The following is a 14,832-nucleotide window of genomic DNA, read 5'->3' as shown; positions in this document are numbered from 1 at the left end:
CATCTCAGCAGCCAAAGCAGCTTCGGTGATCTGTTTAATCAACGGCGTTAGCAGTCCATCTTTCCCGTTGAGGTCTTGTCCAGATTGCAGTGCCTTAGCAAAAGCTTGAATATCAATTTCGTATTTGTCGGACATTGATGTATCACTCCCTGTTGAGGGTTAACTATAGGAGTGACACAGACTTTTGAACACTACCCGCTTATTCACTCCTTTTTATTCAGCACAGACGCCATCGGTAAAACAATCCAGCTTTTACTATACGTTAGCCCTGCCCAATATCATAAAAAACGGCACGTCTGGCGTGCCGTTTTTGTATTATTATTTATCTTGATTTTGATGTTGGCGCCGGAATTTTTTCATTGCGCGACGTTGTTCAATGATTTTTCTCGCCTCACCGCCAACGTGCTGTTCACCGCGTTCTCGTGCAAGACGGACTTGGTACTCTCGCTCTCGAAACGCTGCCTTTTGGGCGTCGGTGTGTTTGTCGATGCATTTAGGGCAAGAGACGCCTTGCTCATAGTGTTCGCTTTCCATGTCCGCTTGCGTGATGGGAAGGCGACAGGCATTACACATTGCGTAAGACCCTCGCTCCAAATCGTGATTAACGGCAACACGGCTGTCGAAGACATAACACTCTCCGTTCCACAAGCTTTCACTCTCAGGCACTTCTTCGAGGTACTTAAGGATCCCGCCTTCTAGGTGATACACCTCATCAAAGCCTTTTTCTTTCAAAAAAGCGGTCGATTTTTCACAGCGGATCCCGCCGGTACAAAACATGGCGACTTTTTTGTGCGTGCTAGGGTCAAGCTGCTGTTCAACATAGTCTGGGAATTCACGGAAGCTATCTGTATGCGGATTAACGGCTCGTTCAAAGGTACCAATCTCGATTTCGTAATCATTACGCGTATCGATCACTAACACATCTGGATCGCTGATTAATTGATTCCACTCTGTTGGTTTGACATAAGTGCCCACGCTTTGGCGCGGATCGATGCCTTCAACCCCCATGGTCACAATTTCTTTTTTGAGTTTTACCTTGGTGCGACTAAATGGCTGGCTGTCTTCGAACGACTCTTTATAGTCAATATCCGCTAGGCGTGGGTCATTTCTAAACCACGCAAACAGCGCATCCATATTTTCTCTTGTCGCTGCTACTGTGCCATTTATGCCTTCCTGGGCGAGAAGGAGCGTGCCGCCTATTTGGTTGGCTTCCATTACTTCAAGCAATGGTGCTTGCAAAGACTGGTAGTCGTCGAGTGTGACAAATTTATATAAGGCACAAATGACATATTTAGACATGTTGTTTCCTCTTGCTGGCTGGAGCGTAAATCCAGTGCATGGGTGGTGTATGTATACGTAAGCGCGGAGTATAGCGAATGCTACTGACGCAAAACACCGGATAAAAGTAAGGTTAAATGTCGAGCGCTCTGATAGCGACGAAGGCGATGCACTCTACTTTGTGTTCAAATCAAATTGTATTGATAGTTATTCAATAACGTCTGGTTTTTATGAGATCAACATCACGTATGAACGGAGTTTTTATCGCCTGAAAGCGTGTTTGGACTTAGTTTGAATGGGTTTTTAGTCACGCCAGAATGGTTTTATTGCTTTATGGTCTAATTATTTTGTTGGTTGGCGTGCATCGGCTAGACAGTGGTCTAGTAAGCAAAGTAATTAGCCAAGCATCAAGAAAGGATGCAAAACATGATTGAAGAATGGATTAACGCATTTGTCGGGTTTATCTGGGGTAAGCCGATGCTGATCTTATTGGTTGGTGGCGGGGTTTTCTTTACCCTTTATGGCAAACTCACGCCGTTTCGGTATATGGCACACAGTATCAAGCTGTTAACCGGTAAGGTGGACGATGGCAGTGGCCATGGTGATTTATCTCATCGCAAGGCGCTCGCCGCCGCTCTCTCCGGCACTTTGGGCCTTGGTAATATTGCCGGCGTGGCACTGGCGCTCAGCGCAGGTGGACCCGGTGCGGTGTTTTGGATGTGGTTAACGGCATTACTAGGAGTCTCAACCAAGTTTTATACCTGTACATTGGGGGTCATGTATCGTCACAAAGATGCGAACGGCAATGTCCACGGTGGCCCCATGTATACGGTTCGGCACGGTTTAGGGCCAAAATTTAAATGGTTAGCGGTGATGTTTGCCATTGCAGGCTTGATGGGATTTGTGCCGTCTTTCCAAATTAACCAGCTTGGTGCCGTGGTGCAAACTCAGCTATTTCCGGGGATCGCTTGGCTAGAGAGTAGTGCGTTCTCTTGGGCACTGGGCATTGTACTGGCGGTCTTCGTCGGTATGGTGATCTGGGGTGGCTTGCAGCGTGTGGCTGATGTTGCTGGTGCGCTAGTGCCTTTGATGGCGGGCAGCTATATGGTGATGGCGATCGCCGCTTTGGCACTTAATGCCGAGCGCGTGCCTGGCGTGTTTCAGTCGATTTTCGCCAGTGCTTTTTCACCGGATGCGATGTTCGGTGGCCTGATCAGTGTGATTATTGTGGGGGTGAGTCGTGGTGCTTTCTCTAATGAAGCCGGGATTGGCACCGAGGTCATGGCACACAGCGCGGCAAAAACCAATGAGCCAGTCCGAGAAGGATTGGTCGCTAGTCTCGGCCCCATTATTGACACCTTGATTGTCTGTAGCTGTACCGCACTGGTGATATTGGTAACTGGTGTGCTCGATCAGGCCGAGGGCATGCAAGGTGTTAGCCTGACCATGGCAGCATTTAAAGCAGCGTTTGGCGCGCCAGGGGCGTGGTTATTGGCGGCACAGGTGTTAGTTTTGTCTTTCACCACGGTATTTACATTTTGGTATTACGGCTATAAATGCTTTGTGTATCTATTTGGCGAGCAGGCGGGTCAGTATTATAAGTACCTATACTTATCGCTTGTGGTGCTGGGGGCGGTATTATCGCTGGATGTGGTGTTCTTATTCCTCATTGGGGCGTATGGGCTGATGGCAGTGCCCACCATGGTTTCAGCGCTGTTGCTGGCGCCTAAGGTAAACCATGCGGCGAAAACGTATTTTGCCAGTCACCGTTACCGTGAAAGCCATCGCTCACAGGTAACCGACAGTTAATGAGCCGATAGTTAATGGCTTGACTGACAACTTTGTTGTCACGCTAAAAACGAACAAAGGCTGCCAATGTGCAGCCTTTGTTTTGTTCACTATGTTGGCCTTTACCGTTGATTAATCATCAAGTGGTGCGCCGAATACGTAGGTATCAGCCAGGCTAACCATGCGACCGATTTCGGGTTTGGTGATGGTATCATTGGCGCCCAATTGCAGAGCCTTAGCGCGGTTATCCTCGCTCATGATCGACGAGAACATGATAATAGGCATGGTTTTATAGGTATCCATCTCTCTGAGGCGTTTGACTAAGTGCATACCGTCCATACGTGGCATCTCTACGTCTGACACAATCGCATCCACAAACTCATTGATCGACACACCTTCTTCTTTGGAAATGCGTTCGAATTCGGTGAGTTTGTCAAAGGCCTCGCCACCATCTTTGGCCGATATAATGTTAAAGCCAGCTGAGCGTAGCGTGTTCTCAATCAAGCTACGGATGAAGGCGGAATCGTCCACCACTAAAATCGTTTTTGCTTCGCGTTTTTTCGCGCTGGATTCGGAAATGTTGACGTTTCTGTCCTGAGTGACATCGTATTTTTCCATACTCAACTCAGGGTTAATATCGGCAATGATTTTCTCAAAATCCAGGATCATAATCAGGTTTTTGTCTTTGCGGACAACGGCGACCACACAATCTTGCTCGCCTGCTTCTAAAAATTGGCTCGGGGACTCAACCGCTTCCCAGGAAATACGATGGATACGACTAATACTGTCAATCAAAAACCCATTAGTCATGTTGTTAAAGTCGGTGACAATCACAAACTTATTGTCTTTCTCTGGACGCGTCGGGACGCCTAACCAGCCTGCGAGATCAATCAGTGGCGTTAGCTTGTCGCGTGACGAAAACACCCCAATCATGTGCGCCTGGGCGTTTGGATAGTCAGTGGTTTCCGGAACTTGGATAACTTCGCGAACCTTGGCAACGTTGATACCGTAATAGCAGGTTTTGGTACTGCCGTCAGGAAGTTGCTTGATTAAGTGAAACTCAATGATTTCTAGCTCATTCGTACCACTTTCCGTCAGTATTTCGTTCTTTGTTGGCTCGTCGTTCATGCCTACCACATTTCCTTTCGATATCAGCGAATAAAGCTGGCGTTAAACTGAGTTTGTTTCAGTATAAGCCTGAGATCAACAAAGCGACAATATTTGCTCTACAACCAAGCTGCTTTCTGTGGGCTATGGCGCTAAATTCATCGCGAAAATCATCGGTAAGTTACAGCTTAATAACAAAAAAGCCCGCACGTGGCAGGCCTTGAGAATTGATTGCGGGTCTTTTAGCTAGGGTAAGGCGACATCCAGGTGGTAGTTACCAATCATCTTTCCTTGGCCATCCAAAAAGCGCGAGTAGGAGAACGGCGCGAGATCAATGGTGGTTGGCAGACCACGTACCACTTCATTCATCACCTTTCCGGTGATGGCAGAGGTCAACATACCGGTACGGAAATGCCCACATGCATTGAGGTAACCGTCAATATCCGGCACTGCACCAAGAATCGGCAGCTCATCCGGTGAGCCCGGACGCAAGCCTGCCCAGCAGCGCTTGATATTCATCTTCTTCAGCTCGGGGATAGACTTCATGGCGCCTTGTGCCAGCTGTTTGATGTACTTCATGTCTGTGGTGGTGTCAAAACCACGCTCTTCGGTGGTTGAGCCAATCAAGACTTCGCCGTTATCTTTTTGGGCGATATAACAATCACTGGTGGTTAAACAGCCATTTAAAAGCTTAGGTAGCTTCTCGGAGACGATCACTTGGCCTTTGACTGGGAAGACAGGCATTGGCACCCCCGTTGCCCACAAGCTGAGCTTTTCCGCCCATGCGCCACCTGCATTGATCATGGTGCCACAACCTAGCTTGCCGTTTTCTGTTTCAACCGCGACAACGCGGTTACCTTGTCTCACCACACCCGTGACTTTGGTATTGAGGTATAGCTCGACACCGTTCTGCCGTGCTGCTTCCAAATAGGCCTCGTTAAGGCGATAGGGATTGATTTGGTGATCACCCTCAAACTCCATCGCACCAATTGCCGCACGCGACACGTTAGGCTCTTGTGCGTGAAGATCTTCTTGAGACACCCAACGGACATGCTCTTGGCGATCAGGAATGGCGGCCGCAATATGTTCGGCATAGAGTTTGTCGTACTTATCAAACATGACAAACTTCAGACCAGTACGCTCAAACTTAAAGTCTACACCGTGATGCGTCAGCAAATCATCATACAATGCCGGATAGAGCTGGTTAGACAGCATCGCCATATCGAAGAACGGCTTGGGCATAATGTGCGGTTTGATCTCTGGTGATCCACCTTCGCCGCTTTCTTGCATCTGCTTAGAAAGGGTCTTAAACAGGATAACGCCGCAGCCAAGGCCGGTTGACTCGCCCATCGCCCATAGACCACCGGCTGACGCACGCGAGGCGTTTCCGGGGTATTTATAGTCCACAACGGCGATGGATAAGTCGCGCTCGCGGCTTAAATGATAAGCCACTGACGCGCCGATCACGCCGCCGCCACAAATTACGATGTCGTACTGTTTCATGCGTCATCCTCCAACGCAGCAAAAGGAATAGGGTCGAGTGGGAATCGAGGGCGAATCAAAGGCTGAGGCGACGTCGTGCTCTCATTGAGTCGGTCGTAGCAATAGTGTGCACAGGTTTTTCCTTGGCAGTCACCCATGGTGACGCGGGTACGCATTTTTAATGTAATGACATCCTTGACGCCTTGATTGATGGCGTTATCAATGTCCGCCTTTTTCACTTGTTCGCAGCGACAGATCACTGTGTCTTTTTCCGGCAAACTGAGCAGGCCTGGGCGACGGTAGCCTGCCGTATCAAAGCCTTTACGGAAACGATAGCTCTTTTCGAGCTGATGACGAAAAGCCTTAAACTCATTGTCAAGATTAGGCATCGCAATATTGCGAGCCTTCAGTACGGAGTATGCCGCAATTTTTCCTTCCAACATGGCGGCTTCTGCGCCGGCAAATTTCACGGTATCACCGGCGCAGTAAACATTGTCGAGGCTGGCTCGTTGCCACTCGTCCACCACGGGGATTGCCCCGCTCATGTGATCGTACTGCATATCTAGTCCCATTAGTTGCGCAAGCTGAGAGCGTGCCGCAAAGCCGTAACCCACACCAAGCAAATCAGCATTTATGGTTTCGGCACGGCTAACATCTGGGTGCCAGTCTTCACTGTAGGGGGCTACCGTGACGTGCTCGACTTGAGGGTCACCTGAGGCTTTGACTACGCCCCAACCGTAATGCATCGGGATATGGTGGCGTTTGAGATACATCATCATCGAGAGGCCATCTAGCGCGAGCTGTGGACGGTTGAGGAGGGCGAGCGTTTCACGTGCCAAGTCTTTAAACGGCGCCGCTTCATAGATACCGGCGATATCACAACCGGCTTTGTGAAGCTGACAAGCAACCAGTACAAGCAAAGGCCCTGTGCCGGTGATCACGCAGCGGTGCCCGGGACGAACCAAGCCGCTTTTTATTTGAAGCTGGATCCCCCCAAGAAGCATCACCCCTGGCATATCCCAGCCAGGAAAGGGAATGCTGCGCTCTTGGCAACCGGTGGCGAGGATCAACTGCTCATAGTCAATCGTTGATAGCGTATCTTCATGAGCAGTGAGGAGATGTTGATCCGCCATTGGCCCCAGTACCCGCGTCAAACTGCGTAGGTCAATCAAATCCTGATGCTGGTGATATTGTTCGCGCAGGGTTTGTGAGGTGGCCTTCCATTTGTCATCCAAATGGGGCAGCGCGTTGGTCTCTCGCCACGGGCCACGATAGACGACGCCACCGGGTTTGGGGGCTTCATCAACAATAATACTGGCAACCTTGTGCTTGGCCAGTGTGAGCGCTGCAGAGAGACCAGCAGGTCCAGCACCAACAATAACAACAGGCTTAGACATGGGTTTCTCCTTGCTCGACGGTGTGGCTTTCAAGATCCGTGTTCTCAACCACAATGTTGGCTTCAGTGCGGACATCCATATCCGGCTGAACGGCGACTTGGCACGCACGTTGTTTATGGCGGCCGTTGATTTCCAGCGTGCAGCAATGACACACGCCCATGCCGCAATAGGCACTCGCTAATCGGCCATAATCATTTTTAGATAGCGCACGGATATTGCTTGCGAGCAAGGTGCTTAGCACGCTTTCTCCAGCGATGGCGGGAACCGTCTCGCCATTGACATGGATCGAGAAGGTTTCGCCAACGGCATCGATAATGTCTTGATTTCGTCTCATCGTTTTAATTTGCTCATTGGTATGTTGTTGGCACAGTGATGACGCCCACTCAGCCTGTTTAAGTGAGCGGAGTGTGTTGTCTTATTTATTAGGCGAGGAGTATACTAAACTTGCTTTGTGAATATGACGTTACCTTTTGTTTCTTATTTGTTATTCCTCGCAAAATGTATGGAAATAATGATGATGTTGTGAGCTTTATCATGATAACGATCAGGTTTGCGCGGAGAGGGGCCTGTGAACAGTGACGCTATATCGGTCAAGCGCTGTTGCGTAAACAAGGTGGCTATGTCATCAATGAAGAAGTGGTGTATCGCGATCTTGTATCGGCAGAGGAGGCAAGGATGACAGAGTCAGGCTCACAGTGGTTGGAAACGGTTAAAGAGATGCGAGAGACATTCGACGCGCAAAAAGAACAGGTGTCTCAGTGTCCTTTTTTAGAGTACAGCCATCGTCGCGACGCACTTCTGCGCTTGCGTCAGGCCATCAAGCAAAAATCGTCTGCGTTACAACAAGCCCTTAGCGACGATTACGGCTACCGTGCGCCCGTTGATACTGAAATTGCCGACATCTTGCCTTTGCTGCACCAGATTGATTACACCCGTCGTCGATTAAAGCGATGGATGAAGCCGCAAAAACGGCGTCCTGGTATTACCCTGCTAGGCACCAAATTGGCTGTGCACTCTCAGCCAAAAGGCGTGGTTGGGATCATTGTGCCTTGGAACTTTCCGATTATGCTGGCAGTGAGTCCCCTGATTTGCGCGTTGGCAGCAGGCAATCGGGTGATGCTTAAGCTTTCGGAGTTCACGCCCAACACCAACCAGGTATTACGCGCGTTAATCGCTGAGGTGTTTAGCCCAAACGAAGTGGCCGTGGTTGAAGGTGAAGTTGAAGTGTCGCGCCGCTTTACCGAGTTAGAGTTCGACCATCTCTTTTTCACCGGCTCAACCCAGGTCGGACGTCAAGTCATGCTGGCGGCGGCCGATAATTTAACACCGGTTACCCTCGAACTGGGGGGTAAATCGCCGGTGATCATTGATGATCAAATTGATATGGACGTGGCTGTCTCACGGCTCATTTACGGGAAGTGCTTAAATGCTGGGCAGATATGTGTTGCCCCCGACTATGTGCTTTGCCCTGAACATCGGCAAGAAGCCTTTATACACGCCTATCAACGTGCATTTCGTGCTATGTATCCTGACTTTGAGGCCAATCAAGATTACAGCCAGATCGTTAATCAACCCCAAGCGATGCGGCTAGAAGAAACGCTCCAAGATGCGCTCGATAAGGGTGCGCGTCGCTGGTGTGCACTCGACCAGCAAACCATGCCAACTGCGGAAAAACGACGCTGGCCAACTCAGCTACTGACCCAAGTCACCGATGATATGCGGGTGATGCAAGAAGAGATTTTTGGCCCGCTCCTACCTATTGTCACCTATCAAGATATCTCTGAGGCATTGCTTTATATTCAGGCGCGCCCGCGACCGCTCGCGTTGTATTTGATGAGCAATGACGCTGAGATACGCGCGCAGGTCACCACGCAGCTTCACGCTGGTGGTATGGGGATTAATGAAACCTTGTTCCATGTCGCTGCCGAAGATGCGCCTTTTGGCGGCATTGGTGACTCCGGCATGGGGCATTACCACGGCATTGAAGGCTTTTATACCTTTAGCCACCGTAAAACCGTCCTCACCCGTGATAAATGGGACACCAGCTTTTTAGTCAAACCCCCGTACAACCGCTGGTACAAACGCTTAATGCGCTGGTGGTTAATGCGGTAATGACTCTTGATTGAATTGTGAATAAAGCCACAAAAGCTATCTGATGATGTTGCGCTTATTTTGATTCGAAACTACTAATTAAGTGATATCTTAATTAGCGAGGGTGGTCATGTCGTATCAAAATTCGAATCTAGAACGACGCCGATTTTTAAAACTACTGGCAGGCGCAAGCGCGATAAGCTTGATGCCGGCAAGCTTACCCTCACGCGCTCAGACGCGCGCCAAGGTCGTTATTGTCGGGAATGGCGCTGCCGGTATCTCGTTGGCTAATCGCCTTGTGCAACACCTTTCCGCTGATCAGATAGTATTAGTGGGTGCACGTAAGCGTCACCTGTATCAGCCTGGACAAACTTTGGTGGCATCTGGGTTATGGAAAGCATCTCAAGTCTTATCAACTACAGAGCAATGGCTGCCTCCCGGCATAACCTGGCATGAACAAAATGCCAGTGCGTTTTTACCTGAACAACAAAAAGTTGTACTTGAGAATGGAACGACGCTTAGCTATGACGTACTCGTTGTTGCCATGGGCACCCAACTTAATTACACCCACATTGAGGGAATGGATGAACGTCTTATCGGTCAGCATGGTATTGGTAGTGTTTATCCGGGGCCAGAAGGTGCACTGGCAACGGATACGGCGTTTAAACAGTTTATGAATAAAGGCGAAGGCAAAGCTATATTTACTCTTGCTGAAACTCCCATCAAGTGCGCAGGTGCGCCACTTAAAATGACCTTTACCTCTCTCGCCCGTCTTGAGCAAACTGGCCGGCGTCATGCATTTGATGTGAGCTTCGCCACGCCGTTTAAAGATCGATTGTTTTCGATTCCCGTTTATAACGACTTTGTCATGGAGCGCTTTGGTGACCAAGGGGTAGACATTGCTGATCAGAAAACGTTGATTGGCATCGATCCGACCAACAAAAAAGCACGCTTCTCACTCACCGCAACGGGAAAGACCCTAGTCGAAGCGTATGATTATATCCACGTCGTGCCTCCAATGAGTGCGCCCGATGTGATCAAGCATAGTGATCTGGTTTGGAATCAAGGTCCTCATAAGGGCGAATGGATGGCGGCAGACCAATATACGCTACAACATCCCACTTTTCCCAATGTATTTGGCATTGGTGATGTGACCGGTATTCCGCTATCGAAAACGGCTGCAAGTGTAAAAAAACAAGTTCCCATCGTTGAGGCAAACCTCTTAAGTTATCTGAACGACAAGCCTTTAGAGGCTGAGTTCAATGGATATACCTCTTGCCCATTGATCACTGGGTTCGGCAAAGCGATTCTGGCTGAGTTCGGTTACGGTGGCAAATTACTCCCTTCTTTCCCGTTTATTAGTCCAACAGAAGAAACGTGGATGGCTTGGGTAATGAAAGAACAAATGTTGTTACCAGCCTATCAAGCGATGTTGGATGGAAAAATTTAATGGAGGCGGACATGACTCTTGACGCAATTTTTACCGTACTACTGTACTCAGCCGCTCCTTACTGGGGATGGTTATTATTTTTAGTGGGTTTGCCTGTAGTGTCGTTAGTGATTTTTCGTCGCTTTTCTTTGCGCAGCGCCAAGCGCGCTTTTGTGTTCAGTATTGTAGTCGGCCTTGTCTGTGCTCTATCAGCGCCACCGTTAACGGGCTCCTCACTTGCGATGCTTAATGGTGCCGCAGACTGGGTGATGTTAATCATGGTTGCGATAGGTGCGACACTATACACTATGATCTTAGCAGCGATCGTTTTGAAGCCACAATCAACGTCGTTGTTCGACCAACGGGCATGATGATCGTATCTAGCGGTTCATCAACATATTATGCAATTAAATCACTAAACTTTTCCGAGAAATTGATCTATATCTTTGGTTGTTACATAACTGTTAAGAGTGGTGCGAAGCAACCAAAGGAGCGACACAATGGCGTTTTCAGTACAACCCGATTCCATGTTGCCAGACATTGGCGATCATGAGCGCGCGATGGTTGAACAAGAGGTAAAGCTCGCGGTCACCGATGCCAATGGCAAATCACTGGGATATTTAGCGATGGTGCCAGATGCACAGCGCTTTATTACCTTAACCCAAGATAGCGCAGAGGCGTTGAGTTTTATCAAAACCCCTTGCAGCGTCAATGCGGGTTATTATCAGTGGTCGTTTTTTTATGACGACATTGAGTATGGCCTGGACTGTTTAATTGAACCTGACAGAAACAAGTGTCGGCTATATGCCAATGATCATGCGGCAGCCGCGCCATCGTGGAAGCTTGTTGATGACGGTGAGCGTGGCTCTTTGATGATGGCAGCCCCTATCTCAGCGATTGGGCCGGGCACGCGTATTGCTGTTACCTCTGATGAAACTGACGTTCCGAATGTATTAGTTGGGGCGCTTGAAGGCGGCGTGTTGGTGCATGAGCAGCCAAGTTAAATTAGGTTGAACACCGAGTATCTTACCGGCCAGTGCTCTGTCACTGGCTTTTTTATGCCAATCAATCTCACTCTCTAACTGCATGTATTAATTCACTTTCATTTTAGCTGTGAGCAGCATCAAAGAACTGTTCATCAATCATTTTTAGTAAAAAAGTGTTAAGTGCTCACAGATGGCCTACATAAACACTTTGTAAACAAAAAGTTAAAATTGATGCTGCTGATGCAATAGTAAATAATGCTGGTAAGTTGGATAAATAAAGCGATTTTCTCTGCGGAAAAAAGTGCTGTTGATGCATAGCTTTATAAACGTGCTTGTTGTTATTTGTAGGCAATTAATTTTTGATACGTTTAACCATTGTAAGGAATACAATATGTTAAAGCATGTACTTAGCTGCTGTATTGCATCAGCATTAGTCGCTGCATCGCCTGCAGCGCTCGCAAAACAGGAAGAGGGTAAACAAGCGATCTCTCAGCAGCAAACGCTAGCGCCACTCGTTGTCGCGTCAGACAACCAGGGGATTGAAGACCAATACATTGTGGTATTCAAACAACCGATGACGATCAGCGACGATCCACAAGCGCTACAAACCTTCACTCAGCAGGCCGTCTCAAGCATGGTCAACCAACACGCGGTTAAAGTTGAGAAAGTGTTTGATCGCTCGCTGAGTGGCTTTGTAGCCAAATTGACGCCAGAGCAACTGCGCGCGTTGCGTATGGACGAGCAAGTGGACTTTATCGAGCAAGATAAGACGATTTCCTTGGACCCGGTAATCACCCCAAACGCCAACCAGAGTAATCCAGTTTGGGGGTTGGATCGCATTGACCAACGTAACCTGCCTTTGGATAACAATTACAGTACCAATTTTGATGGCACAGGTGTGACGGCGTACGTCATTGATACAGGTGTGACAACGTCACACGTAGAGTTTGGTGGTCGTGCTCGCTCTGGCTATGACTTTGTTGATAACGATAATGACGCGTCAGACTGTAACGGTCACGGCACCCATGTGGCCGGCACTATCGGTGGTAGCCAATATGGCGTCGCTAAAAATGTCGACATTGTTGGGGTGAGAGTGCTGAGCTGTAGTGGTTCGGGCTCAACGTCCGGTGTGATTGGCGGGGTTGATTGGGTGGCTGCCAATGCCAGTGGACCATCGGTGGCAAACATGAGCTTAGGTGGTGGTGTGTCTACAGCACTGGATCGTGCGGTTGCCAGTGCGGTGCAATCGGGTGTGAGCTTTATGCTGGCGGCTGGCAATTCCAATGCCGATGCGTGTAACAGCTCGCCGGCCCGTGAGCCAAGTGGCGTCACCGTGGGCTCAACAACAAGCAGCGATAGCCGATCAAGTTTCTCCAACTGGGGCAGCTGTCTTGATGTATTTGCACCAGGCTCGCAAATCAAATCTGCCTGGTATGACGGTGGTTATCGCACCATCAGTGGCACGTCAATGGCGACACCTCATGTTGCCGGTGTTGCGGCCTTGTATTTACAAGAAAACAATAGCCTATCGCCAGCACAAGTCGAGAGCTTAATTAGCAACCGTGCTAGCGTAAATAAAATCAGTGATCCTCGTGGTTCGGTTAACAAACTGCTCTATAGCCAAGCGGATAGCAGTTGTGAGCCTGATTGTGACCCAACGCCAGGGCCAAAAAATGAGCTCAAAAATGGCCAGCCAGTCACGGGTATTTCTGGGGCACAAGGTACGCAGCGCTTCTTTTACGTTGATGTTGACGCGGGGCAACGTCTAACGGTCAATATCAGCGGGGGCTCAGGCGATGCAGATTTGTACGTACGCTATGGGGCGAAACCAACTTTAAATAGCTGGGACTGCCGTCCATACAACTACGGCAATAGTGAAGTGTGTACGGTACAAAGCACACAAAACGGTCGCTATCACGTGATGCTTAATGGTTACACTGCTTTTAACGGTGTCAGTGTGACAGCGCGATACTAATGCACTGTCGCTAAGGCGGTCGCGTTATGACCGAAACCGTTTTATGACCCAAGATGACGATAAAGCGCGGCACAAAGCCGCGCTTTTTAGTGGTATTGGCGCAAGCAATCGTATAGCAAGTTGATAAAGCCCTTTCGATCGACGGCCATTGCCACCTCGGTATTGGCGAGATTGCCCGTGACGTGATAGCGGTCGACGACCGTCATTCCAGTGGTTAACGTCCCTTGTGTCTCGACACCCACCCATAGTGATTCACACTCGAAGAGCTCAGGCATCACCAGCCACGCGATGGTGCAGGGATCGTGCAGCGGTGAGCCGTCTAGGCGCCACTTGGGATCGCGGTGATAGCGCATAAAGAAATCAAGCCAACCCGCAACTGTCTGTGCCACGGGATTATCGATGCCACGGATGGAAGCCACATCTTCATCTTTGACTAACGCTTGGTGGGTAACATCTAATCCAAACATGGTGATTGGGATCCCAGCGCGAAACACGCGATCAGCGGCTTCTGGGTCGACATAAATATTAAACTCGGCTGCTGGTGTCCAATTGCCCAAGGTCACACCGCCTCCCATCAGCACAATCTGCTTAATCCGGTTGGTTAAATCCGGGTAGGCGGCCAGGAGTAAAGCCACGTTGGTTAAAGGGCCAGTCGCGACCAAGGTAATAGGCTGGTCAGCGTCTTGAAGTACACTGGCCATTAGGTTAACGGCATTATCAGGATGGGCGTCCATCGTGGGCTCTGGCAGCGCAGGACCATCCAAGCCCGACTCACCGTGAACATTATCAGCAATAATGAGCTCACGGGTGAGTGGTTTATGTGCGCCACCCGCGATAGGGATGTGTGTTTGTTGCAACAAAGTCAAAATGCGTCTGGCGTTGTAAAGGGTTTTATCTGGGGTTTGATTTCCGGCACTGGTGGTGACTGCTTTGATATCAAGCTGGGGGAGTGCACAAGCCATCACCAGTGCAATGGCATCGTCATGGCCGGGATCGCAGTCGATAATAATGGGTTCACGCATAAGCTGGCCTATCGCGGAGTTGGAGAACACGTCGGTCAGCACAGGATAAACGCCTTGCCACTTGCAGCGTGTGATCGTCCTCGCTAATTGCTCACGCGAGCGAAATGTAACAGGTGAATAATTTATCATCAAAAACTGAGAGATGAGTTGTTACACATTGTCAACATGTTGCGAACGAAAATGTGGTTGTTGCATTATTTTGCAAACAATTCAATCAATCTGTCTTTGCTTGATAATTTGGAGGTTTATGTTGCCAATTTAGGGTATTAATAGAGTT

12 protein-coding genes and 1 pseudogene are annotated in these 14,832 nt (G+C 49.2%); 6 read left to right on the top strand and 7 right to left on the bottom strand.

The window, feature by feature from the left end; translation table 11 throughout:
* Positions 1-135 (bottom strand): annotated as a pseudogene (locus BZG23_RS16960) (IS256 family transposase); the annotation flags it as partial.
* Positions 136-318: 183 nt separating this feature from the next.
* The gene (trhO, locus tag BZG23_RS16000) at positions 319-1,299 is read right to left on the bottom strand and encodes an oxygen-dependent tRNA uridine(34) hydroxylase TrhO (protein ID WP_046075682.1); all 981 of its coding nucleotides are present in this window, start codon (positions 1,297-1,299) and stop codon (positions 319-321) included.
* 405 nt (positions 1,300-1,704) lie between these two features.
* On the opposite strand from trhO, the gene BZG23_RS15995 reads away from it, so the two are divergent.
* Positions 1,705-3,087: an alanine/glycine:cation symporter family protein gene (locus tag BZG23_RS15995; protein ID WP_198532204.1), complete on the top strand. Its 1,383-nt coding sequence runs from the start codon at positions 1,705-1,707 to the stop codon at positions 3,085-3,087.
* A gap of 111 nt (positions 3,088-3,198) precedes the next feature.
* Here the strand turns inward: BZG23_RS15995 and BZG23_RS15990 are convergent, their stop codons facing one another.
* From BZG23_RS15990 to BZG23_RS15975, 4 genes are all read right to left on the bottom strand, one after another.
* The gene (locus BZG23_RS15990) at positions 3,199-4,194 is read right to left on the bottom strand and encodes a chemotaxis protein CheV (RefSeq protein WP_077607518.1); all 996 of its coding nucleotides are present in this window, start codon (positions 4,192-4,194) and stop codon (positions 3,199-3,201) included.
* Between the two features lie 225 nt (positions 4,195-4,419).
* On the bottom strand, positions 4,420-5,676 hold the full coding sequence (locus tag BZG23_RS15985; protein WP_077607517.1) for an NAD(P)/FAD-dependent oxidoreductase: 1,257 nt from the start codon (positions 5,674-5,676) through the stop codon (positions 4,420-4,422).
* On the bottom strand, positions 5,673-7,052 hold the full coding sequence (locus BZG23_RS15980) for an FAD/NAD(P)-dependent oxidoreductase (protein ID WP_077607516.1): 1,380 nt from the start codon (positions 7,050-7,052) through the stop codon (positions 5,673-5,675). The genes BZG23_RS15985 and BZG23_RS15980 overlap by 4 nt, the downstream gene beginning before the upstream one ends.
* Positions 7,045-7,386 carry a (2Fe-2S)-binding protein gene (locus BZG23_RS15975; RefSeq protein WP_077607515.1) on the bottom strand — a complete coding sequence of 114 codons (342 nt, stop codon included), beginning with the start codon at positions 7,384-7,386 and terminating at the stop codon, positions 7,045-7,047. Before BZG23_RS15975 ends, BZG23_RS15980 begins: the two co-directional genes overlap by 8 nt.
* Positions 7,387-7,727: 341 nt before the next feature.
* On the opposite strand from BZG23_RS15975, the gene BZG23_RS15970 reads away from it, so the two are divergent.
* From BZG23_RS15970 to BZG23_RS15950, 5 genes are all read left to right on the top strand, one after another.
* Positions 7,728-9,164, top strand: a complete 1,437-nt coding sequence (locus BZG23_RS15970; protein WP_077607514.1) for a coniferyl aldehyde dehydrogenase — start codon at positions 7,728-7,730, stop codon at positions 9,162-9,164.
* A 109-nt stretch (positions 9,165-9,273) separates the two neighbouring features.
* A complete protein-coding gene (locus tag BZG23_RS15965) occupies positions 9,274-10,593 on the top strand; it encodes an NAD(P)/FAD-dependent oxidoreductase (RefSeq protein ID WP_077607513.1) in 1,320 nt (439 codons plus the stop codon).
* An 11-nt stretch (positions 10,594-10,604) separates the two neighbouring features.
* Positions 10,605-10,943, top strand: a complete 339-nt coding sequence (locus tag BZG23_RS15960; RefSeq protein WP_131825385.1) for a hypothetical protein — start codon at positions 10,605-10,607, stop codon at positions 10,941-10,943.
* A gap of 129 nt (positions 10,944-11,072) precedes the next feature.
* On the top strand, positions 11,073-11,576 hold the full coding sequence (locus BZG23_RS15955) for a hypothetical protein (protein WP_077607511.1): 504 nt from the start codon (positions 11,073-11,075) through the stop codon (positions 11,574-11,576).
* Positions 11,577-11,949: 373 nt separating this feature from the next.
* Positions 11,950-13,533, top strand: a complete 1,584-nt coding sequence (locus BZG23_RS15950) for a S8 family peptidase (RefSeq protein ID WP_077607510.1) — start codon at positions 11,950-11,952, stop codon at positions 13,531-13,533.
* Between the two features lie 86 nt (positions 13,534-13,619).
* On the opposite strand, the gene rihA is transcribed toward BZG23_RS15950, so the two are convergent.
* Positions 13,620-14,555: a pyrimidine-specific ribonucleoside hydrolase RihA gene (gene rihA, locus BZG23_RS15945; RefSeq protein ID WP_046076034.1), complete on the bottom strand. Its 936-nt coding sequence runs from the start codon at positions 14,553-14,555 to the stop codon at positions 13,620-13,622.
* Positions 14,556-14,832: the final 277 nt, after the last annotated feature.

This window comes from Salinivibrio sp. ML290 (genome assembly GCF_001995695.1).
In the GTDB taxonomy this organism is placed as follows: domain Bacteria; phylum Pseudomonadota; class Gammaproteobacteria; order Enterobacterales; family Vibrionaceae; genus Salinivibrio; species Salinivibrio siamensis.
Note: the sequence above shows the minus strand (reverse complement) of the source record. Positions and strands in the feature narration are given on the sequence as shown.

Excerpts from the sequence above, each read along its gene's own strand:
- BZG23_RS15980 (WP_077607516.1), bottom strand. The coding sequence starts at position 7,052 with ATGTCTAAGCCTGTTGTTATTGTTGGTGCTGGACCTGCTGGTCTCTCT.
- BZG23_RS15960 (WP_131825385.1), top strand. The coding sequence starts at position 10,605 with ATGACTCTTGACGCAATTTTTACCGTACTACTGTACTCAGCCGCTCCT.
- BZG23_RS15950 (WP_077607510.1), top strand. The coding sequence starts at position 11,950 with ATGTTAAAGCATGTACTTAGCTGCTGTATTGCATCAGCATTAGTCGCT.
- BZG23_RS15985 (WP_077607517.1), bottom strand. The coding sequence starts at position 5,676 with ATGAAACAGTACGACATCGTAATTTGTGGCGGCGGCGTGATCGGCGCG.
- BZG23_RS15970 (WP_077607514.1), top strand. The coding sequence starts at position 7,728 with ATGACAGAGTCAGGCTCACAGTGGTTGGAAACGGTTAAAGAGATGCGA.
- trhO (WP_046075682.1), bottom strand. The coding sequence starts at position 1,299 with ATGTCTAAATATGTCATTTGTGCCTTATATAAATTTGTCACACTCGAC.
- BZG23_RS15965 (WP_077607513.1), top strand. The coding sequence starts at position 9,274 with ATGTCGTATCAAAATTCGAATCTAGAACGACGCCGATTTTTAAAACTA.
- BZG23_RS15995 (WP_198532204.1), top strand. The coding sequence starts at position 1,705 with ATGATTGAAGAATGGATTAACGCATTTGTCGGGTTTATCTGGGGTAAG.
- BZG23_RS15990 (WP_077607518.1), bottom strand. The coding sequence starts at position 4,194 with ATGAACGACGAGCCAACAAAGAACGAAATACTGACGGAAAGTGGTACG.
- rihA (WP_046076034.1), bottom strand. The coding sequence starts at position 14,555 with ATGCGTGAACCCATTATTATCGACTGCGATCCCGGCCATGACGATGCC.
- BZG23_RS15955 (WP_077607511.1), top strand. The coding sequence starts at position 11,073 with ATGGCGTTTTCAGTACAACCCGATTCCATGTTGCCAGACATTGGCGAT.
- BZG23_RS15975 (WP_077607515.1), bottom strand. The coding sequence starts at position 7,386 with ATGAGACGAAATCAAGACATTATCGATGCCGTTGGCGAAACCTTCTCG.